We start from the raw sequence: 19,928 nt of genomic DNA on the forward strand, positions 1-19,928 counted from the left end.
TACTGACTACTGACTACTGACTGCTGAAGTGCCGGCTGCGCTAATTTCTGTCGCTCGACAGAAATTAGAGGCGGGCCGGGTCACGGGCATTGCCGCGCTGTTGCCGCTCGGTTACCGGGCCCTCACGAAGATCACCACGGGCGGCCGTGTGCGAGGATCGAACGCATGGGGACAACGGGTGCGGACCGGAGCCGACGGGTCGGCAGGCCGCGTGCCGCGCAGCGGCCGGACAGCGGCCTGGAGCCGCGTGCGGAACTGATCGCGGCCGCCGCGGAGTTGTTCACCACGCTGGGCTACGCGGCCACCTCCACCCGTGCCGTCGCCGAGCGCGCGGGCATGCGGCAGGCGTCCATGTACCACTACGTCTCCGGCAAGGAGGAGCTGCTCGCCCAGCTCCTGGAGTCCACGGTCACGCCCTCGCTGGCGTACGCCCGGGAGCTCCTCGCCGACGACACCGCCCCGGCCGGGGACCGGCTGTGGGAACTGTGCCGCGCGGATGCCGAGGTGCTGTGCGGCGGACCGTACAACCTCGGTGTCCTCTACCTGCTCCCCGAGGTGCGCACCGAGCGGTTCGCCGGCTTCCACGCCGTGCGCGCCGAACTCAAGGACGCCTACCGGCAGCTGCTCGCCGCGACCGCGGCGGGCGGTGCACTCGCCAAGGGGGAGCTGGATCTGCGCACGGACCTGGTGTTCGGGCTGATCGAAGGCGTCATCCTCGTGCACCGCTCCGACCCAGAGCGGCCGGTGTCGGCGTTCGCGGAGGCGACGGCGGACGCGGCGCTGCGTATCGCGGGGGTCTGAGGCCGGTCCCGTACAGGGCACTTCACTCGTCACGGTGAGTGTTTTCGCACGCCCGTCCACGGTTACACACCGTGTGCGAATGGAACCGCTGTGTGTAAATGGAGCTGAGCGTACTCCTCCCCTTGGTCCCTTTTCCGGTGCTTGCCGAATATGACACGGCGATGATCCGGTCGGACTAAGCTCGCCCGCAGCGCACCGAGTTGAGATGGATTCGTGCGCCTGTTCCCAAACATACCGAAAATACCGACAGTTCCCAGACGTTCCCCCCTGCAAGCTCCCCCGAACCCCCCGCCGATTTGTTTCAGAGGGCCCACATGGTGAGTGTTCAATCCCCTCCAGGTCGCCGTGAACTCCCGTACCTGCGCGCCTTGTTGCCACCCGCCATACTGATGGCCGCGGTGACCGGGGCCGCCGTCGCCGCGGTGACGGAGCCGGCCCGGGTGGCCGTCGGCTTGTGCGGAGCCGTCGCCACACTGCTGGTGATCGTGACGGCGGCCGAATCGATGCGGCACCGCCGCGCACTGCAGGATCTGCGGACGGACCACGCCCGTCACACCGCGTATCTGGAACGGCGGATCGCCGGCCATGACGCGGAGATGGACCGCCTCGCCAAGGAGATCGCGCCGGCCGCGCTGGACCGGTTGCGCCGCGGAAACACCCCCCTGGAGGTGATGCGCGACCTCGGCGAGATGGACCCCGCCTGGCGCGATCTCCCCGAGGCGCAGCAGTCCTTGATCATGACGGTGCTGAAGATCGTCGACCAGGAAGACATCCTGCGCGACTCCACCCAGCGCTCCTTCGTCAGCATCGCCCGCCGCGTCCAGGCGATCGTCCACCAGCAGGCCAGTGAACTCCGCGAGATGGAGGAGGACCACGGCCGCAACCCCGAGGTCTTCGACGACCTGCTGCGCATCGACCACGGCACCGCGCTGATCGGCCGGCTCGCCGACTCCATCTCCGTCCTCGGCGGCGGCCGGCCCGGCCGCCAGTGGCCCGAGCCCGTCGCGCTCTACAGCGTGCTGCGCGGCGCCATGTCCCGGATCCTGGAGTACGGCCGCATCGACCTCTCCTCGATCGCCAAGGTCAACGTCAAGGGCACCGCCGTCGAGCCGGTCATCCACGCCGCGGCCGAACTCCTCGACAACGCCACCCGCTACTCCCCGCCGCAGACCAAGGTGCACGTCACCGCGACCGAGGTGCAGACCGGCGTCTGCATCGAGATCGAGGACGCCGGCGTCAGCCTCAGCGAGGAGACCCGCGCCCGCGTCGAGGGCATGCTGGAACGCGCCAAGGCGGGCGTCGACTTCCAGGACCTCGGCGAGTCGCCGCGCCTGGGCCTCGCCGTCACCGGCCGGCTCTGCAAGACGTACGACATGCAGGTCTCGCTACGCGCCTCCGCGTACGGCGGGGTCCGCGCGATCCTCGTCGTCCCCAGCGACATGCTCACCTCCGAGCCCGGCGTCGGACTCGCCCACGGCATCGGCGCCACCGCCGTACCGCAGGCCGAACTCGGCGCGCTCCCCGGCCCCAAGCGCACGATCAAGAAGCGCCGCCCCACGAGCCCCAAGTTCACCGCCGCCGCGCTCTCCGCGGAGGACGACATCCCCGAGGTCACCGAGTGGACGGCCAACGGACTGCCGCAGCGCCGCAGCCGGGTGAAGATGTCGCTCACCGAGCGCTACGCCGAGCAGGCCGCCATCGAACAGGCGGAACGGGAGGGACGGCCGACCATCTGGTCGACCTCCCAGCCGGAACCCGAGCCCGAGCCCGAGAAGGCCCCCGAACGCCCACCGGGCCTGTGGGTCCAGGCGTTCATGGACGGCCTCAAGCGCCCGTCCCCCACCGCAGTCACCCAGCCGACCAGTGAACCGGCCCGTGTCGAGGCCGACGACGAGGGGAACCTCAAGTGATCCAGCAGCGAGGCAACTTCGACTGGATGCTCCAGGACCTCGCCAAAGGCGTCCCCGGCATCCAGATGATCGTGGTGCTCTCCGCCGACGGTCTGCGCATCGCCCGCCACGGCGACGACCCGGACGCCGCCGACCGGGTCGCCGCGGCCTGCGCCGGCCTGCAGAGCCTGGCGACCGCCGTGGCCCAGGAGATCCCGGGCAGCGACGGCGAGATGAAGATGGTCCTCATCGAGATCAACGGGGGCTACTTCTACCTGATGGCCGCCGGCGCCAACGCCTATCTCGCCGTGCTCTCCGACGTGCGCGCCGAACCCGGCTTCATGAGCGCCCGCATGAGCGACCTGGTCATCCGGATCGGCGAGCACCTCACCAGTCGGCCCCGGCGCAACGGCCAGACCGTATGACGCCTCCGCAACGCCGGCGGCGCTTCCCCCAGTCGGAACCCGAACCGCAACCCCCGCAGGAGGAACAGCAGCCCCCCGAGGGGCAGAAGAGGAACCCCGAGCGGCTGTACGTGATCACGGGACCGGACGGCATCGAGCGCATCGAACTCGACCTGGTCACGTTAATCGTGGCGCGCGCCGACCCACCGCCCTCCGCCACGCCCGAGCAGGCGGCGCTGCTCCGGCTGTGTACGGCACCCCTGTCCGTGGCCGAGCTGTCGGCCTACCTCGGTCTGCCGTTCAGCGTGGTGACCGTCCTGCTCACCGAGCTGGAGACGGCCGAGCTGGTGACGCCGCGCGCCCCGATCATCCGCCAGGCGCTGGCCGACCGTTCCCTCCTCGAAGCGGTGATGCATGGACTTCAAAAGCTCTGACACCATCACGGGTCCACGAACCGAGGACCAACTCCCGCAGACCGCCCAGGCGGCGGTCAAGATCGTCATCGTCGGCGGCTTCGGGGTCGGCAAGACCACGATGGTCGGCTCGGTCAGCGAGATCAAACCGCTGACCACCGAGGAGACCATGACGCAGGCCGGGGTGGGTGTCGACGACAACTACGGCTCGGACACCAAGACCGCCACCACCGTGGCGATGGACTTCGGCCGCATCAGCATCACCGACCAACTGGTGCTGTACCTCTTCGGCACACCCGGCCAGGAACGCTTCTGGTTCCTGTGGAACGGCCTCTTCGAGGGCGCGCTCGGCGCGGTCGTACTGATCGACACCCGCCGTCTGGAGGTCAGCTTCGACGTCATGGGGCGCCTGGAGGAGCGCGGTGTGCCGTTCGTCGTCGCCGTCAACTCCTTCCCCGACGCGCCGCACTACGCCGTCGAGGAACTGCGCACGGCACTCGACCTGAGCGACGACATCCCCATCGTCGAGTGCGACGCGCGCCGCCGCGCCTCCAGCCGGGACACCCTGATGACCCTCATGCGCTTCCTGCACTCCCTCGCGATGACGGGTTCCCTGCGATGACCCACCCCCAGACCAGCCCCCACACAGACACCGGATCCACTGCGGAGCGACCACTGTGACGCCTGAATCCCACTCCCTCACCGGTACGGACCCCGCACCCGGCCCGCCGCCCGGCTGCCCCGCCCACGGCCGCGGACCGGGCGGACTGCACCGGCTCTACGGTCCCGACGCGGAGGACCTCGGCTCCCTCTACGAGCGACTCCGCGAGGAGCACGGCCCGGTGGCGCCCGTACTGCTCCACGACGACGTACCGATGTGGGTGGTGCTCGGCCACACCGAGAACCTGCACATGGTGCGTACGCCCTCGCAGTTCTGCCGGGACAGCCGGGTCTGGACCCCGCTGCTGGAGGGCATGGTCAAACCCGACCACCCCCTGATGCCGCACATCGCCTGGCAGCCCATCGCCTCGCACGCCGAGGGGGACGAGCACCTGCGGCTGCGCGGCGCGGTCATCGGCGCCATGTCGACGATCGACCACCGCGGGGTCCGCCGCCACATCAACCGCCACACCCAGCGCCTGGTCAACCGCTTCTGCGAGGAGGGCACGGCCGACCTCGTCAGCGAGTTCGCCGAGCACCTGCCCATGGGCGTGATGTGCGAGATCTTCGGCATGCCGGACGAGTACAGCGACCGGCTGGTGCAGGCCGCCCGCGACGCGCTCAAGGGCACCGAGACCGCGATCGCCAGCCATGGCTACGTCATGGACGCGCTGAGCCGGCACACCGCCCGCCGGCGCGCCCAGCCCCAGGAGGACTTCACCAGCCACCTCATCACCCACCCGGCCCGGCTGACCGACGACGAGGTCAGGGAGCACCTGCGCCTCGTGCTCTTCGCGGCCTACGAGGCGACCGTCAACCTCCTGTCCAACGCGCTGCGCATGGTCATCACCGACCCGCGCTTCCGCGCCCAGCTCAGCGGCGGGCAGATGACGGTGCCGGAGGCGGTCGAGCAGTCCCTGTGGGACGAGCCGCCGTTCAGCTCGGTCTTCGCCTACTTCGCCAAGCAGGACACGGAGTTGGGCGGTCAGCGCATCCGCAAGGGCGACGGACTGCTCCTCGGTATCGCGCCGGGCAACATCGACCCGCGGGTCCGGCCCGACCTGGCCGCCAACATGCAGGGCAACCGGTCCCACCTCGCCTTCGGCGGCGGGCCGCACGAGTGCCCCGGCCAGGACATCGGCCGTGCCATCGCCGACACCGGCGTCGACGCGCTGCTGATGCGCCTCCCGGACGTGGAACTCGACTGCGACGAGGAGGAGTTGGGCTGGGCGGAGTCGATCTCCTCCCGTCACCTGGTGGAGCTGCCGGTGCGGTTCGACCCGAAGCCGCAGCAGGACGTGATGGCCAAGCCCGGCCACGACGCGGTTCCGCAGCAGCGGTCCACCTGGCAGGTCGGCACCCACAAGCCGGAGCCGGAGCCGGAGCCGGCTCCGGCGGCCGTACCGGAACCGCTGCCGGCCGCGGCCCCGCCGCCGCCCGTCGCGGCTCCCGAACCGGTCCGCCCGATGGGTGCCTGGCGGCGGTTCCTGCTCTGGTGGCGCGGCTACTGAGACCGTATGGGCCGGTCACCGACCGGCCCGGTTCTTCAGTCCACCGGTTCGTCAGTCCACCGGTCCGTCAGTCCGAGGACCACGCTTCGAGGGTCCTCGGACTGACGAACCGGTGCGCCACCCCTGTCACCGGATCGGTGAACTCCAGTCTCCGCGCGAGCAGTTGGAGCGGGTGCCGGAAGTCACCGGCCGGTACCGGGTCGGCCACCACCGGGTAGAGCGGGTCTCCGAGGATGGGCACACCGAGGGCGTTCATGTGGACGCGCAGCTGGTGGGTCTGCCCGGTGGCGGGTGTGAGCCGGTACCGGCCGAGGCCGCGCCGCCGGTCCGGTGCGGCCAGTTCGACATGGCTGACCGCGTTCGGCTCGCCCTCGACCTCGTAGGCGGCCAGCACCCCGCGTTCCTTGACGATCCTGCTGCGCACGGTCCGGGGCAGGGCGAGCGCGGGATCGTACGGCGCCACGGCCTCGTACTCCTTGCCCACCAGCCGGTCGCGGAACAGCGACTGGTAGGCGCCGCGCTCCTCGGGCCGCACGGTGAACAGCACCAGCCCGGCCGTGAGCCGGTCCAGCCGGTGCGCGGCGCCGAGCGTGGGGAGGCCCAGCTCCCGCCGCAGCCGGGCGAGCGCGGTCTCGGTGACATGGCTGCCGCGCGGGGTGGTGGCCAGGAAGTGCGGCTTGTCGGCGACGACGATGTGCTCGTCCCGGTACACGACCTCGACGGGGAACGGCACCGGCACCTCGGGCGGCAGGTCCCGGTGGAACCACACGAACATCCCCGGCACGTACCCCGCGTCCGCCGCCACCGCCCGCCCGTCCGCCCCGACGACCCGCCCCGCGTCGAACATCCCGTCCACCACCCCGGCACCCGCCCCGGAGAGCCGCTCCGTCAGATACGTCCGTACGGTCGCCCAGGCCCCGTCGGCGGGCAGCCGCACCCGCACCGGATCCACCCCTTCGCGCTGGGGGAGGGGAGAGGGCGGAACCCGGTGGTTGCGTGTCATCACGGCAAGCGTATGCGGCCCGGACGGCCTCCGGTCCCGGTGACCGGACGCCGGGACCGGCTACGCCGGCACCTGCTCCCGTCGGGTCCGCAGCGCCCGGTACAGAACGCCGAGTCCCACCGTGACCAGCAGGAACAGCACGGTGAACCACTGGAAGTACCAGTGGCCGCCCGCCGGGTCGTACACCTCGGCGCGCGGCCAGGCGAGGTTGACCGTCATGAACAGGCCGTACAGGAGGGCCAGCGCGTTGACGGGGACGCCCCAGCGGCCGAGGGAGAAGAGGCGGGCGCCCGTCTCGTCGGTGCCCTCGAGGGCGAACTCGCCGCGCAGCCGGCGTACCAGGAGCGGGCCGGTGACCATCGCGTAGGCCAGGTACAGCATCACGATGCAAGTGGTGCCGATGGCCAGGAATGCCTCCGGGGAGGCGAAGTTGAGCAGCAGCAGGGCCGCCGCGAGAACGCCGACGACCAGGGCCGGGGCGCTCGGCATGCCGGTCCGCGGGTTCACCCGGGAGAGGCGGCCGGAGAAGGGCAGTTGGCCGTCGCGGGCCATCGAGAACAGCATGCGGCAGGCCGACGTCTGGATCGCCAGGGTGGCGACCGCGATGGCCACCACCACGTCGGCCAGCAGGAAGCGGCCGACGCCGTCGCCCAGGCTGCTGGTGAGGACGTAGCTCAGACCGTCGACCGCGAGATGCCCGTCGGTGAGGCTGGGGGCGGCGAGCAGGCCGCCCAGCACGATCAGGCCGCCGAGCAGCCCGGCCGCACCGAGCGCGGTGAGGATCGTGCGGGGCGCGGTACGCCGGGGGTTGTGGGTCTCCTCGCTCATCTCTCCCGCGCTGTCGAACCCGATCATCACGTACGCCGCCGTGAACGAGCCCACCAGCAGTGCCCCGAGCAGGCCCGACTGCGCGGCGCCTCCGGTGTGGAAGGTGATGCCGGGGGAGCGCTCGGAGTGGGTCAGCAGCAGGACGACGATCAGGACCGCGCCGATGATCTCGGCGGTCACGCCGACCCGGTTGACCACCGACATCACCCGGTTGTCCAGGAGGTTCACCAGCGTGGTCAGGGCCAGCAGGATCACGCCCAGGACGGCCGCGTTGGCCGCGCCGTCCGCCGAGGTGGGCGCCGGGTCGGTGCCGATCAGCTGGAAGCCGGACCAGATCGCGGGCAGCACCATCTGGAGCGCCAGCGCGGCCGCCGCGACCACCACGATCTGCCCGATCACCATGATCCAGCCGGCGAGCCAGCCGAAGGTGAGGTTCGAGAGCCGCGACGACCACTGGTAGATGGCGCCCGAGATCGGGTAGCGGGCGGCCAGTTCGGCGAAACAGGCGGCGACCAGGAGCTGTCCGACCAGGACGGCCGGCCAGGCCCAGAAGAAGACGGGGCCGCCGAACGCGTACCCGAAGGCGAAGAACTGGAAGACGGTCGTCAGTACGGAGATGAAGGAGAACCCGGCGGCGAACGACGCGTACCGGCCCAGGCTGCGGTGCAGCTCCTGGCGGTAGCCGAACTCGGCGAGGGAGCGGTCGTCGGGGGCGTGCGGCGGATCGGGGCGTAGGTCGGAAGGGGTGGTGATGGTCACGGCGGCACCTGCCTTCGGCGCGGAATTCCTGTCGGTTGACAGAAATTAGGGACGCGCTGTTTCGGCCGCATGACGTCGCCGTGTCCGCGACGGGCCCAAGTGCTCACGTTCTCGCCGTGCCGCGTGTGTCGCGACATGTCGCATCTGGCCGTGGCGGGTCTACGGCGGTCGGCGCGGGCCCTGATCGCCGTGTGCGGGGCGGTGTCGCGCCCCGGTCGGCGCGGCCTGCCCCGACCGGGGCGCGACGCGCGGAAGCGGCGGCACCCTCGAAGGGTGTCGCCGCTTCCGCGCGTTTTGGGGGGCGGGCTAGGCGGCCGGTGCCTTGCCCTCCTGCTCCGCCTCGATCCGCGCGTTCCACTCCTGCTTCGACGCCTGCCAGCCGTCCTCGTTGTGGCCGAGCCGCCAGTAGCCGGAGATCGACAGGTCCTGGCGCTCCACCGCGCGCTCGACCCGCAGGAGATGGCGCAGCTGCTTCACGAAGTGCGCCTCGCCGTGCACGAACGCGTGCACCCGCCCCTCCGGGAAGTCCAGGGCCCGCACGGCCTCGGTCAGCGCGTCGCCGACGCGCCCGGTACCGCGGTGCAGCCAGACGACCTCCACGTCGGAGTCGATCTTCTGCTCCTCCTCGGGCCCGGCGACCTCGATGAAGGCGTGGGCGCGGGCGCCGTCGGGCAGCGCCTCCAGGGAACGGGCGATGGCGGGCAGCGCGCTCTCGTCCCCGACGAGCAGATGCCAGTCCGCGGTGGGGTCGGGGGTGTAGGCGCCGCCGGGGCCCATGAACCACACGATTTCACCCGGTTGGACGCGTCGGGCCCAGGGTCCGGCGAGGCCCTCGTCGCCGTGGATCACGAAGTCCAGGGTCAGTTCGCGGTGCTGGGGGTCCCAGTAGCGGACCGTGTAGGTGCGGGTCACGGGCCACTGCTCGCGCGGGAACTCCTCGCGGATCCGCTGCACGTCGAAGGGTTCGGGGTAGGTCGCGCCCGGGGCCGGGAACAGGATTTTGACGTAGTGGTCGGTGCAGGTGTCCGCCGAGAAGTCGGCCAGACCCTCGCCGCCCAGCACCACGCGCTGCATGTGCGGGCTCAGTCGTTCGGTGCGGATGACCTGCGCGAAGTGAGGCCTGCGCGGCTGTCGTCCCGGTCGTTCTGCCATGACGGCCTCCCAGTTCCCTGTGCTTAGGCTTACCTAAGTTAGCATCTCCCCCCAGTGAACACCCCCCGGATGAGAGGTGTATGAGCCTCTCTGAGGGGCCTGTCAACCCCTCGGGCAAGCGTCGCGCCCCCTCGCACACTCCCGTGTGCGCCCTGTGGACTTCCTCCCGCCGAACGCCGCCTACCCGGCGAGCGTCGTGAGCAGCCGCTGCAATGATCCTCCCAGTCCCCACCGGGACGCCAACTCCTCCAGCGCCACCGGATCGCGCGGCACCCGCGGCAAGGTGGTGTCGACGTCCGGCAGCGGGACGTCGTCCGCGACCTTGACGACCGTCGGCGCCACCGCCAGATACGGCCGTGACTCGTCCAGCCGCTTGCGCTGGGTCGGCGTGAGCTTCGCCTTCGGGTCGTCGATCGCGGCGATGATCCCGGCCAGGTCTCCGAACTCGGCGAGCAGCTTGGCCGCCGTCTTCTCACCGACGCCGGGCACCCCCGGCAGCCCGTCGCTCGGGTCGCCGCGCAGCAGTGCGAGATCCGCGTACCCGCGGCCGTCGACGCCGTACTTCTCGCGCAGCCACGCCTCGTCCGTCAGCTGCAGTGTGCCGACGCCCTTGAGGGGGTACAGCACGCGCACCCCACGCGCGTCGTCCACCAGTTGGTAGAGGTCGCGGTCGCCGGTGACGATGTCGACCGGGCCCTCGGCCCGCGCGGTGAACGTGCCGATCACGTCGTCCGCCTCGTACTCCGCGACGCCCACGCGCGCGATGCCGAGCGCGTCGAGAACGGCCTCGATGACGGGCACCTGCGGCGAGAGCGTGTCCGGCACCTCCTCCGCGTCGGGGCCGGCCGCGCGCTCCTCGGCGACGCGGTGCGCCTTGTAGGAGGGGATCAGCTCGACCCGCCACTGGGGGCGCCAGTCGGCGTCCATGCAGGCCACCAGGTGGTCGGGACGGTGGTCCTTGACCAGGCGGTCGATGAATTCCAGCAGCCCGCGCACGGCGTTCACCGGCGTGCCGTCCGGGGCCTTCACGGACTCCGGGACGCCGAAGTAGGCGCGGAAATAGAGCGAGGCACTGTCGAGGAGCATCAGTCGTCCGGTCACGCCACGCATCATGCCGTACGCCACTGACAGAGACCGCGCGACGACGCAGCGCTCACCGCCGGTGAACGTCCTGTGAACTGGGCCACCTGTGCGTTTGGCCGGAACGGGTCAGGGCAGGGGCGGCTTCGGAGAGATGCCGGTTGCAGATTCAACTGTTCGTGGCCCTTTGTCTCCCCTTCCCTGGCCGCCGAGACAAGAGGTACGCGTGTCATCCAGACTTGAGGCCGAAGAGCTTTTCAAGGTGTTCGGCAGACGACCGGACCAAGCGGTGGAACGGCTCCGCGAGGGCGCCGACCGCGAGGAACTGCGGGCCGACGGCATCACCGCGGCGGTGATCGACGCCTCCTTCACCGTGGAGCCGGGCGAGATCTTCGTCGTCATGGGCCTCTCCGGATCCGGCAAGTCCACCCTGCTGCGCATGCTCAACGGCCTTCTGGAGCCCACCGCGGGCCGGGTCCGCTTCGACGGCCAGGACCTCACCGCCCTCGCCGACCGCGACCTGCGCGCGGTCCGGGCGCAGAAGATCAGCATGGTCTTCCAGCACTTCGCGCTCTTCCCGCACCGCAGCGTCCTGGAGAACGCCGCCTACGGCCTGGAGGTGCAGGGCGTACCGCGCGCCGAACGCCACGAGCGCGCCACCAAGGCACTGGTCCTGGCCGGGCTCGCGGGCTGGGAGAAGTCCTGGCCCGACGAACTGTCCGGCGGTATGCAGCAGCGCGTGGGCCTCGCCCGGGCGCTCGCCACCGACGCCGACCTGCTGCTGATGGACGAGTCCTTCAGCGCGCTCGACCCGCTGATCCGCCGGGACATGCAGGACCAGCTGATCGAACTCCAGAAGAAACTCAAGAAGACCATCGTCTTCATCACCCACGACCTCAACGAGGCCATGCGCCTGGGCGACCGGATCGCCGTCATGCGGGACGGCCGCATCGTCCAGATAGGCACCGCCGAGGACATCCTCGTCCGCCCCGCGAACGACTACGTCGCCTCCTTCACCCAGGACGTCGACCGCTCCCGGGTCCTGACCGCGGCCTCCGTCATGGACACCGAGCTGCGGGGCGACGAGGCCGACTGCGGCTGTGAGACCGCGCGGCCCGACTCCTCGTTCGGTGAACTGTGCGCCATCAGCGCGCGGCTGACGCACCCCGTGGCCGTCGTCGACAAGAAGGGCAAGCTCGTCGGGGTCGTCCCCCGGCAGCGGCTCGTCGGCTTCCTCGGCGACGAACAGGGCGAACCCGTGCCCTGCGACACACCGCGCGACAAGATGGCCAAGGCGGTGCGGGCCGGTGCCTAGGATCCCGTTCGGCGACTGGGTCAACGACACGGTCGACTGGCTGCTCCAGCACATGGCGTGGCTCTTCGACTTCCTCAAGACCGTCTTCCAGGGCACCTACGACGTCATCAACGACGTCCTCCAGGCACCCGAACCCCTGCTCCTCGCGGGCATCTTCGCGGTCATCGCGTTCTGGCTGCGCGGCGTGTCCGCCGGTGTCCTCGCCTTCGTGGGATTCGCCTTCATCGACTCCCTCGAACTGTGGGAGAACGCGATGGTGACCCTGTCGCTGGTCCTGGTGGCCACGATCATCGCGCTCGTCATATCCGTGCCCGTCGGCATCTGGGCGGCACGCTCGGACCGCGTCAGCGGCATCGTCCGCCCCGTGCTCGACCTCATGCAGACGATGCCCGCGATGATCTACCTCATCCCGGCGATCCTGTTCTTCGGCACCGGCGGTCCCGCGGGCATCGTGGCCACCCTGATCTTCGCCCTGGCGCCCGGCGTCCGGATGACCGAACTGGGCATCCGCCAGGTCGACAAGGACCTCGTCGAGGCCGCCGACGCGTTCGGCACCACCCCCGGCAACATCCTGCTGCGCGTCCAGCTGCCGCTGGCGCTGCCCACCGTGATGGCCGGTGTCAACCAGGTCATCATGCTGGGCCTGTCCATGGCCGCCATCGCGGGCATGGTCGGCACCGGCGGCCTCGGCGGCGACGTGAACGAGGCGATCGGCCAGCTCAACGTCGGCCTCGGTGCCGAGGCGGGCATCGCCATCGTCATCCTCGCCATCTACCTGGACCGCATGACCAGCGCCCTCGGTACCGAGGTCTCGCCGCTGGGCCGGCGCACCGCCGCCAAGCTGCGTGCCGCGCAGGGGCTGACGATCTGGTCCTACCGCCCGCGGGCCGCCGTGGCCGTCGTCGGTGTCGTCGTGCTCGCGCTCGTCGCGGGCGGCATGGGCGTCTTCGGCTCCGGCGACGGCGAGAGGACCGCGGCCGGCGGCGACGACGTCGGCCAGGGCAAGAAGGTCAGCATCGGCTACATCCCGTGGGACGAGGGCGTGGCCTCCACCTTCCTCTGGAAGGAGATCCTGGAGCAGCGCGGATTCGAGGTCGAGGCCAAGCAGTTCGACGCCGGTCCGCTCTACACGTCGCTCGCGCAGGGCGACATCGACTTCCAGACGGACTCGTGGCTGCCGACCACCCACGAGGAGTACTGGAAGAAGTACGGCAAGCAGCTGGACGACCTGGGCTCCTGGTACGGCCCGACGTCTTTGGAGCTGAGCGTGCCCGCCTACATGAAGGGCATCGACTCGCTCGCGGACCTCAAGGGCAAGGGCGCCACCTTCGGCGGGAAGATCACCGGCATCGAGCCGAGCGCCGGAATGATGAGCCTGCTCAAGACGAAGGTCCTCAAGGCGTACGGCCTCGACAAGGAGTACAAGGTCGTCGACAGCTCCACGCCCGCGATGCTGGCCGAGCTGAAGCGCGCGTACGCCAAGAAGGAGCCGTTCGTCGGCACGCTCTGGTCGCCGCACTGGGCGTACAGCGAGTACAAGCTGAAGAAGCTCGAGGACCCGAAGGGCGCCTGGGGCAAGGGCGACGGCGTGCACACGCTCTCCCGCAAGGGCTTCGCGCAGGACAACCCGGTCGTCGCCCAGTGGCTCAAGAGCTTCAAGATGACCGAGAAGCAGCTCACCGGCCTTGAGGCGGAGATCAACAAGGCCGGCAAGGGCAACCAGCAGGACGCCGTGCGCACCTGGCTGAAGAGCAACCCCGGCGTCGTCGACAAGCTGGCCCCGGTCGCGGACTCCTCGTCCAACACCCCCGCCGAGGCGAAGCGTCCGGTGGACGTCGCCTGGTTCCCCTGGGACGAGGACATCGCCGTCACCTACCTGTGGAAGAACGTCCTGGAGAAGCGCGGCTACCGGCTGAACCTCAAGCAGATGGACGTCGGCCCGGTCTACACCGGCCTCGCCTCCGGGGACCTCGACCTCAACTTCGACGCCTGGCTGCCGTACGCGCAGTCGAACTACTGGGAGAAGCACAAGAACAACCTGCGCGACCTCGGCACCTGGTACGAACCGACCTCGCTGGAGGTCTCCGTGCCCTCGTACGTCAAGGGCGTGAAGTCCTACGAGGACCTCAAGGGCAAGGCCGACCTCTTCGACGGACGGATCATCGGCATCGAGCCGGGCACCGGCGAGATGAACCTGCTCAAGACGAAGGTGCTGCCCGGCTACGGCCTGGACAAGGAGTACGACGTCGTCGACGGCTCCACGCCGGCGATGCTCGCCGAACTCAAGCGTGCCTACGCCAAGAAGGAGCCCGTCGCCGTCGTCCTGTGGTCGCCGCACTGGGCGTACAGCCAGTACGACCTGACCAAGCTGAAGGACGACAAGAAGCTCTTCGGCGAGGGCAACACGATCCGCACCATCTCGAACAAGGAGTTCCCCGCGCGGTACCCGCAACTCACCAAGTGGATCAAGAACTTCACGATGAGCGAGAGTGAACTCGGCAGCCTGGAGGCCGAGATCAACGAGCGCGGCCAGGGCCACGAGGAGGATGCGGTCGCCGCGTGGCTGAAGGACCATCCGGACATGGTCGGCCGGATGACTCCCCAGTAGCGCAGCAGCCGCAGTACCCGAGCCGCCCGAGGGGCGGGCCCTCCCCGCGCGACCTGACGGCGCGTGGCCGGGCCCGCCCCTCGGGTCATGTCCGGAGGCTCCGCGGGGGCCTCGCGGCGGGCTCGGGGAGGACCGCGCCCACGGTAGGGATCCGGCCAATCACACAGAGGTACGGACCTCTGGCCCAGGCTGCCGTCCGGCCTGCTGGTCGGTACCTTCTCCCGGCACGGGGCGACCGCCCCTGTCGGCTCCGGGGCGCCGAACCACTGGCGCGATCTGTGAGGTCCGGTGACACGCGGTGTGTCGTCGATGTGACGGGCGCATGAAACGGTTTGCCGAACATGCGTAGGGTGCAGAGAACTCATCAGAAGCAGTGCGCCGAAGGCGCGGCGCACCGGGTGCGGACCTACGGGCGAAGGAGGGAGCCGGAGCGATGGGCGACCACAAAGAACAGCCACTTCGAGTGGGCGCGGCCGTGCGACGCCGTCGCCGGACGCTCGACCTCACCCTCGCCGTCGTGGCCGAGCGCAGCGGCCTCTCGGTCCCCTTCCTGAGCCAGATCGAGAACGAACGCGCACGGCCCAGCCGCGCTTCCCTGGAGAAGGTGGCCGACGCCCTGCGCACCACCGCCGTCGAACTCCTCGCCGCCGCCGACCCCGCGTGCAGCGTCGACGTCGTCCGCGCGGAGCCACCGGAGACTCTGGAGACAGCGGAGACGGGGGAGGGCATCGGACCGGCGTACGCGCCCCGGGCGCGTTCCCTGGTGCGCGGTCACCACCAGATGCACGCCTCGGAGTTCACCGGCGACCACGACGCGGGCCGTGAATTCCAGTACCGCAACGACCAGTTGATGTATGTCGCCGACGGTGCCGTCGAGATCGAGGCCGAGGGCCGCGCCTACCGCCTGGGCCGGGGCGACACCCTGTACCTGACCGGCGGCGTACGGCACCGCTGGCGAGCCACGGTGGCCGACACCCGGGTGGTCGTCGTCGCCGTGGCCGAGCACATCGAGGCCGTCCAGGACCGACCGCGCCCGTGAGGGTCGTCTCGCTCGTGCCGTCCCTCACGGAGGCGGTGGCCGTGACGGCCCCCGGTGTCCTGACCGGGGCCACCGACTGGTGCACGCACCCGGCCGGCCTCGACGTCACCCGCGTCGGCGGCACCAAGAACCCGAAGGTCGACCGGATCGTCGCGCTCGCCCCCGACCTGGTGATCGCCAACGAGGAGGAGAACCGCGCCCCGGACCTGGCCGCCCTGCGCGCGGCGGGCGTCGAGGTGCTGGTGACCGAGGTGCGGGATGTGCCGGGGGCCCTGGGGGAACTGTGGCGCGTGCTGCGGGCCTGCGGGGTGGGCGCCCGCCCCCGCTGGCTGGATCAGGCCGAGGAGGCCTGGTCGGCGCCCCGGCCGCCCGGGCGCCCTACGACGGCGGTGGTGCCGATCTGGCGTCGCCCGTGGATGGTTCTGGGCCGGGACACGTTCGCGGGCGACGTCCTGGCCCGGCTGGGCGTCGACCACCTGTACACCGGCCACACCGAGCGCTATCCGCGGATCCCCGTCGAGGAGCTGCTGGCCGCCGCGCCCGACCTCGTCGTCCTCCCCGACGAGCCCTACCGCTTCACGCCGGACGACGGCCCGGAGGCCTTCCCGGGGCTGCCCCACGCGCTCGTCAGCGGGCGGCACCTGACGTGGTACGGACCGTCGCTGGCCGAGGCGCCGCGGGTGCTGGGCGAGGCGCTGCGAGCAGCGAGCCGTTGAGCAGAGAGCGCGCGGTGTGCGCGGCGGCGGTGCCCCAGGCGACCACGAGGACGCCGTACAGGGCGACGGCGAGACCGTCGTAGGCGAGCAGGCCGGTGTGCCGGGCCAGGGTCGCGGCCCCCGTGACACAGGTGCCGACCGGGAAGGTGAACGCCCACCAGGTCATCGCGAAGCCCATGCCGTGCCGCCGGGCCCGCACGACGTGGGCGGTCGCGAGCCCGAGCCAGAGCAGGGCGAGGCCCATCACGGGGACGCCGTACAGCACCACGAGGGCGTCGAAGCCCTCGCTGTAGGCGGCGGGGACGATGCCGGGTGCCACGGCCGCGAAGTTGCCGACGGCGGTGGTCGACTGGCCGAGCGGGCCGAGCACCAGGAACAGGGTCGGGGTCAGCGTGAGAGGGAGCGGCCCGCCGGTCAGCAACCGGGCGAAGACCAGCGGCAGCACGGCCAGCGTCGCCAGCAGGCTCAGCCCGAACATCGCGACGCACGCGAACAGCAGGGCCTCCCGCGGCAGGCCGGGCGGCAGATGCGGCACCAGCAGCGGCCCGAGCGCGGCCGACACCATGGGCGCGACCACGGGCAACAGCCAGACGGGCGTGGCCTGTCCGGGCTCCACCCGATGCCGTACGGCCATCAGGTACGGCACGGCGACGGCCGACGCCAGTCCCACGGCCGTACCGGCGGTGAACAGCACCGCGTCCAGGGCGAGGGCCGCTCCGGTGCCGATCCAGTCCCGGCCGACGCCGAGGGCGCCGCCGCCGACGGCCGTCAGGGCCATGGAGAGACAGCCGTAGAAGGGGGCCGTGGCCGGGTCGAGGAGATGGGCGCGGGCCTGGTCGCGGTGGTGGCGCCAGTGCAGGGACCGGGCCGCGAGCAAGGCGAGCAGCAGTGCGCAGGACAGGGCCCAGACGGCGGTGCAGGCGGTGCGCAGGCCGGGGACCCGTACCGGTAGCGCGGCTCCCGCCGTGGCGACCATGGCGGTGCCCATGACGGTGGCGTACCAGTTCGGGCCGAGGTGACGGACCGCGAGGGCGCGCGGCGGGTGTGCGGTGGCACGGGGGAGGGGCCGGACTGCGGTGACCATGTGTCCACCGTCTCGCCGGTGGACCGCCGCGACCAGGGAGTATGGCTCTATGAGGGCATAAGCTGTCTTTATGGGCGGCGATGCGGATCAGGACACTCCCCGGTTCGGGGCGGGCGGCTCGGTGGCGCACCGGGTGCCGGACCTCGGGGCACTGGAACTGCTGCTGGCGGTGGCGCGGCTCGGCAGCCTCGGCGCGGCGGCACGCGAGGTCGGCATCACCCAGCCCGCGGCCAGCAGCCGGGTCCGCTCGATGGAACGCCAGTTGGGGGTGGCGCTGGTCGACCGGTCACCGCGCGGCTCCCGGCTCACCGACGCCGGGGCGCTGGTCACGGACTGGGCGCGGCGGATCGTGGAGGCGGCCGAGGCCTTCGACGTGGGGGCGCAGGCACTGCGGGACCGCCGGGACTCCCGGCTGCGGGTGGCGGCGAGCATGACCATCGCCGAGTACCTGCTGCCGGGATGGCTGCTCGCCCTGCGCGCCCAGCGGCCGGACACCGCGGTGTCGCTGCTCGCCGGCAACTCGGCGGCGGTCGCCGAGCGGTTGCTGTCGGACGAGGCGGACCTCGGGTTCGTGGAGGGGCTCAGCGTCCCGACCGGCCTGGACTCCGTGGTCATCGCCCACGACCACCTGATCGTCGTGACGGCACCGGGTCATCCCTGGGCGCGCCGGCGCCGCCCGCTGGAGGCCGCCGAGCTGGCCGCCACCCCGCTGATCCTCCGGGAGGAGGGCTCGGGCACCCGACAGGTCCTCCACACGGCCCTGGGTGGACTGGCCCGCCCGCTGATCGAGCTGTCGTCCACCACGGCGGTCAAGGCGGCGGCGGTGAGCGGGGCGGGGCCCGCGGTGCTGAGCGAGCTGGCCGTGGGGGAGGAGCTGGCGATGCGGCGGCTGGTGAGCGTGCCGGTGGCCGGGGTGTCCCTGGCCCGGGACCTTCGGGCGGTGTGGCCCACGGGGCACCGGCCGGTGGGACCGGCGAGGGAACTGCTGTCGCTCACCCGCGGGTAGCGCCTGCGGCGGACGCCGGTCAGGAGACGCCCTGTGACGCGGAGGCGGATGCGGAGGGCGAGGCCGAGGACGGGGGTGAGGCCGAGCGCGGTGACGACGACAAGGCCGCCGCCACCACCAGCGCCCGCATCACCCGCACGTCCTCCCCCATCTCCGGATGCCACTGCACGCCCATCACCCAGCGGGGGCCGGGGAGTTCGACGGCCTCCACCGTGCCGTCCGCCGCGTGGGCCGACGGGATCAGGCCGGTGCCGAGGCGGTCCACGGCCTGGTGGTGGAAGGTCGGCACGGAGGTCTCCTCCGGGACGGCATCGGCGTACGACGTGCCCGGCACGGGCTTGACGGGGTGCCGGCCGAAGACGCCGGGCACCTCCGCGTGGCCCTCGATGTGCTGGACGAGGCTGCCGCCCAGGGCGACGTTCAGCAGCTGCATGCCCCGGCAGATGCCCAGCAGGGGGACACCGGAGGCGAGGGCCGCCTCGACGAGGGCGAGTTCCCAGGCGTCCCGGGCGCGCGCGGGCGGGCCGGTGCGCGGGTGGGGGTCGGCGCCGTAGCGGGCCGGCTCGACGTCCGGGCCGCCCGCGATCACCAGACCGTCGAGACGCGCGACGGCCGCGGCGGCGTGCTCCGGGGCGTCCGGCGGGAGCATCGCGGCCAGCCCGCCCGCGCGCTGCACCAGCCGCGGGTATCCGGCGGGCAGCAGCGCCGCCTCCAGCTGCCAGGTGCCCCAGCGCGCCCCCGCCTCCAGGTACGTACTCACACCGATCAGCGGCCTGCCCGACATGTGCCCCTCCGGCCCTTCAATGGACTGACGTAAAACCTTTTCACCGCGCGATTCCAGCCTTCCCTGTCACGCCAGGAAGCCCCGCAGCAGCGCCGCCGTGCCCGCGCAGTGCTCCCGCATCATCTCCCGCGCCCCGTCGGCGTCCCCGTCCAGGACCGCCTCCACCAGGGCGCTGTGCTGGCGCTGCGAGTGCTCCAGGTTGCGCACCAGCAGCGGGATGCAGTCGAGGAGGCCGTTCACCGAGGCCCGTACCGCCGCGTACTGCGCAGTCAGGGTCGGCGAGCCGCACAGTTCGGCGAGGGTGAGGTGGAGCAGCGTGTCCAGACGGCGGTAGTGCGACAGCGGCGCGTCCTGCGTGGCGGACAGGGCCTCCCGCAGCCGTCCCGCCTGCTCCTCCTTCAGGCCGTGCGCCGCGCACAACCCGGCAGCCCCCACCTCCAGGACCTCACGGAAACGCAGCACGTCCTCGATGTCGGCCTCGGCGATCCGCCGCCGCAGCTCGTCCTCGCCGCCCCCGTCCGTGCGGGGCAGCACGAACGTTCCGCCGTAGCGTCCCCGCCGCGACTCCACCAGCCCCTGGTCCTGGAGCACCTTCAGCACCTCGCGCAGCGTCACCCGGCTGATCCCGAGCCGCTCCGCCAACTCCCGCTCCGCCGGCAGCCGCTCCCCGCCGGGCACCAGGCCGAGCCGTACCACCTGGAGGATCTGCTCCAGCGCCTCCTCGAACCCGTTGCCCGCCCGCACCGGCCGCAGCACCGGCGTCAACCGGTCCTCCGGGCCGCCCTCCGCATCGAGCGACATCAGGCCGCACCCCCTTCCCAAGCAATGGTTCTCCGCAATACCTTATGGCTTCCGGCCCGGCCGAAACAGCGCGAA

General features: G+C 71.4%; 18 protein-coding genes. 11 read left to right on the forward strand and 7 right to left on the reverse strand.

The annotated features are described in order from the left end of the window. Window positions 1-165 precede the first annotated feature (165 nt). The 6 genes from ACZ5VD_RS28510 (at window position 166) to ACZ5VD_RS28535 (ending at window position 5,678) form a co-directional block, all read left to right on the forward strand. Window positions 166-801, forward strand: a complete 636-nt coding sequence (locus ACZ5VD_RS28510; RefSeq protein WP_468683721.1) for a TetR/AcrR family transcriptional regulator — start codon at window positions 166-168, stop codon at window positions 799-801. Between the two features lie 314 nt (window positions 802-1,115). Beyond that, on the forward strand, window positions 1,116-2,711 hold the full coding sequence (locus ACZ5VD_RS28515; protein ID WP_468552328.1) for a sensor histidine kinase: 1,596 nt from the start codon (window positions 1,116-1,118) through the stop codon (window positions 2,709-2,711). After that, a complete protein-coding gene (locus tag ACZ5VD_RS28520; protein ID WP_468552327.1) occupies window positions 2,708-3,115 on the forward strand; it encodes a roadblock/LC7 domain-containing protein in 408 nt (135 codons plus the stop codon). The genes ACZ5VD_RS28515 and ACZ5VD_RS28520 overlap by 4 nt, the downstream gene beginning before the upstream one ends. After that, window positions 3,112-3,528, forward strand: a complete 417-nt coding sequence (locus ACZ5VD_RS28525; protein ID WP_468552326.1) for a DUF742 domain-containing protein — start codon at window positions 3,112-3,114, stop codon at window positions 3,526-3,528. The genes ACZ5VD_RS28520 and ACZ5VD_RS28525 overlap by 4 nt, the downstream gene beginning before the upstream one ends. Continuing rightward, on the forward strand, window positions 3,509-4,129 hold the full coding sequence (locus tag ACZ5VD_RS28530) for a GTP-binding protein (protein ID WP_468552325.1): 621 nt from the start codon (window positions 3,509-3,511) through the stop codon (window positions 4,127-4,129). The genes ACZ5VD_RS28525 and ACZ5VD_RS28530 overlap by 20 nt, the downstream gene beginning before the upstream one ends. 55 nt (window positions 4,130-4,184) lie before the next feature. Then, on the forward strand, window positions 4,185-5,678 hold the full coding sequence (locus tag ACZ5VD_RS28535; protein WP_468683723.1) for a cytochrome P450: 1,494 nt from the start codon (window positions 4,185-4,187) through the stop codon (window positions 5,676-5,678). A 67-nt stretch (window positions 5,679-5,745) separates the two neighbouring features. Here ACZ5VD_RS28535 and ACZ5VD_RS28540 read toward each other — a convergent pair whose 3' ends face one another. From ACZ5VD_RS28540 to ACZ5VD_RS28555, 4 genes are all read right to left on the reverse strand, one after another. Further along, entirely contained in the window at window positions 5,746-6,681 is a 936-nt protein-coding gene (locus tag ACZ5VD_RS28540) for a pseudouridine synthase (protein ID WP_468552323.1), read from the reverse strand. Window positions 6,682-6,741: 60 nt separating this feature from the next. Further along, on the reverse strand, window positions 6,742-8,268 hold the full coding sequence (locus tag ACZ5VD_RS28545; protein WP_468683724.1) for an amino acid permease: 1,527 nt from the start codon (window positions 8,266-8,268) through the stop codon (window positions 6,742-6,744). 306 nt (window positions 8,269-8,574) lie between these two features. Then, window positions 8,575-9,420 carry a siderophore-interacting protein gene (locus ACZ5VD_RS28550; RefSeq protein ID WP_468552321.1) on the reverse strand — a complete coding sequence of 282 codons (846 nt, stop codon included), beginning with the start codon at window positions 9,418-9,420 and terminating at the stop codon, window positions 8,575-8,577. Window positions 9,421-9,600: 180 nt separating this feature from the next. Further along, window positions 9,601-10,530, reverse strand: a complete 930-nt coding sequence (locus tag ACZ5VD_RS28555; protein ID WP_468552364.1) for a 5'-3' exonuclease — start codon at window positions 10,528-10,530, stop codon at window positions 9,601-9,603. 196 nt (window positions 10,531-10,726) lie between these two features. Between ACZ5VD_RS28555 and ACZ5VD_RS28560 the strand changes: the two genes are divergently transcribed. The 4 genes from ACZ5VD_RS28560 (at window position 10,727) to ACZ5VD_RS28575 (ending at window position 16,178) form a co-directional block, all read left to right on the forward strand. Then, on the forward strand, window positions 10,727-11,815 hold the full coding sequence (locus tag ACZ5VD_RS28560; protein ID WP_468552320.1) for a quaternary amine ABC transporter ATP-binding protein: 1,089 nt from the start codon (window positions 10,727-10,729) through the stop codon (window positions 11,813-11,815). Beyond that, complete coding sequence (locus tag ACZ5VD_RS28565; protein ID WP_468683726.1) at window positions 11,808-14,423, forward strand: ABC transporter permease/substrate binding protein; 2,616 nt, start codon at window positions 11,808-11,810, stop codon at window positions 14,421-14,423. Before ACZ5VD_RS28560 ends, ACZ5VD_RS28565 begins: the two co-directional genes overlap by 8 nt. 433 nt (window positions 14,424-14,856) lie before the next feature. After that, window positions 14,857-15,462 (forward strand): helix-turn-helix domain-containing protein, encoded by a 606-nt coding sequence (locus ACZ5VD_RS28570; RefSeq protein WP_468683727.1) that lies wholly within the window; start codon window positions 14,857-14,859, stop codon window positions 15,460-15,462. Further along, window positions 15,459-16,178, forward strand: coding sequence for a helical backbone metal receptor (locus ACZ5VD_RS28575; protein ID WP_468683728.1), 720 nt, complete (start codon window positions 15,459-15,461; stop codon window positions 16,176-16,178). The genes ACZ5VD_RS28570 and ACZ5VD_RS28575 overlap by 4 nt, the downstream gene beginning before the upstream one ends. Here ACZ5VD_RS28575 and ACZ5VD_RS28580 read toward each other — a convergent pair. After that, a complete protein-coding gene (locus ACZ5VD_RS28580; RefSeq protein WP_468683729.1) occupies window positions 16,090-17,262 on the reverse strand; it encodes a TDT family transporter in 1,173 nt (390 codons plus the stop codon). The two genes, ACZ5VD_RS28575 and ACZ5VD_RS28580, sit on opposite strands and share 89 nt — an antisense overlap. 70 nt (window positions 17,263-17,332) lie before the next feature. Here ACZ5VD_RS28580 and ACZ5VD_RS28585 point away from each other — a divergent pair, with 70 nt between their 5' ends. Next, complete coding sequence (locus ACZ5VD_RS28585; RefSeq protein WP_468552315.1) at window positions 17,333-18,268, forward strand: LysR family transcriptional regulator; 936 nt, start codon at window positions 17,333-17,335, stop codon at window positions 18,266-18,268. Window positions 18,269-18,287: 19 nt separating this feature from the next. Here ACZ5VD_RS28585 and ACZ5VD_RS28590 read toward each other — a convergent pair whose 3' ends face one another. Both ACZ5VD_RS28590 and ACZ5VD_RS28595 read right to left on the reverse strand, forming a co-directional pair. Beyond that, window positions 18,288-19,052 (reverse strand): gamma-glutamyl-gamma-aminobutyrate hydrolase family protein, encoded by a 765-nt coding sequence (locus ACZ5VD_RS28590; protein WP_468552314.1) that lies wholly within the window; start codon window positions 19,050-19,052, stop codon window positions 18,288-18,290. A 66-nt stretch (window positions 19,053-19,118) separates the two neighbouring features. Beyond that, the gene (locus ACZ5VD_RS28595; RefSeq protein ID WP_468552313.1) at window positions 19,119-19,853 is read right to left on the reverse strand and encodes a FadR/GntR family transcriptional regulator; all 735 of its coding nucleotides are present in this window, start codon (window positions 19,851-19,853) and stop codon (window positions 19,119-19,121) included. Window positions 19,854-19,928: the final 75 nt, after the last annotated feature.

The sequence above is a fragment of the Streptomyces sp. NPDC032822 genome (assembly GCF_055578825.1).

Bases quoted from the DNA above. Each gene is read 5' to 3' on its own strand.
- ACZ5VD_RS28550 (WP_468552321.1), bottom strand. From the start codon at position 9,420: ATGGCAGAACGACCGGGACGACAGCCGCGCAGGCCTCACTTCGCGCAG.
- ACZ5VD_RS28510 (WP_468683721.1), top strand. From the start codon at position 166: ATGGGGACAACGGGTGCGGACCGGAGCCGACGGGTCGGCAGGCCGCGT.
- ACZ5VD_RS28570 (WP_468683727.1), top strand. From the start codon at position 14,857: ATGGGCGACCACAAAGAACAGCCACTTCGAGTGGGCGCGGCCGTGCGA.
- ACZ5VD_RS28585 (WP_468552315.1), top strand. From the start codon at position 17,333: ATGGGCGGCGATGCGGATCAGGACACTCCCCGGTTCGGGGCGGGCGGC.
- ACZ5VD_RS28555 (WP_468552364.1), bottom strand. From the start codon at position 10,530: ATGCGTGGCGTGACCGGACGACTGATGCTCCTCGACAGTGCCTCGCTC.
- ACZ5VD_RS28540 (WP_468552323.1), bottom strand. From the start codon at position 6,681: ATGACACGCAACCACCGGGTTCCGCCCTCTCCCCTCCCCCAGCGCGAA.
- ACZ5VD_RS28595 (WP_468552313.1), bottom strand. From the start codon at position 19,853: ATGTCGCTCGATGCGGAGGGCGGCCCGGAGGACCGGTTGACGCCGGTG.
- ACZ5VD_RS28580 (WP_468683729.1), bottom strand. From the start codon at position 17,262: ATGGTCACCGCAGTCCGGCCCCTCCCCCGTGCCACCGCACACCCGCCG.
- ACZ5VD_RS28530 (WP_468552325.1), top strand. From the start codon at position 3,509: ATGGACTTCAAAAGCTCTGACACCATCACGGGTCCACGAACCGAGGAC.
- ACZ5VD_RS28525 (WP_468552326.1), top strand. From the start codon at position 3,112: ATGACGCCTCCGCAACGCCGGCGGCGCTTCCCCCAGTCGGAACCCGAA.
- ACZ5VD_RS28515 (WP_468552328.1), top strand. From the start codon at position 1,116: ATGGTGAGTGTTCAATCCCCTCCAGGTCGCCGTGAACTCCCGTACCTG.
- ACZ5VD_RS28590 (WP_468552314.1), bottom strand. From the start codon at position 19,052: ATGTCGGGCAGGCCGCTGATCGGTGTGAGTACGTACCTGGAGGCGGGG.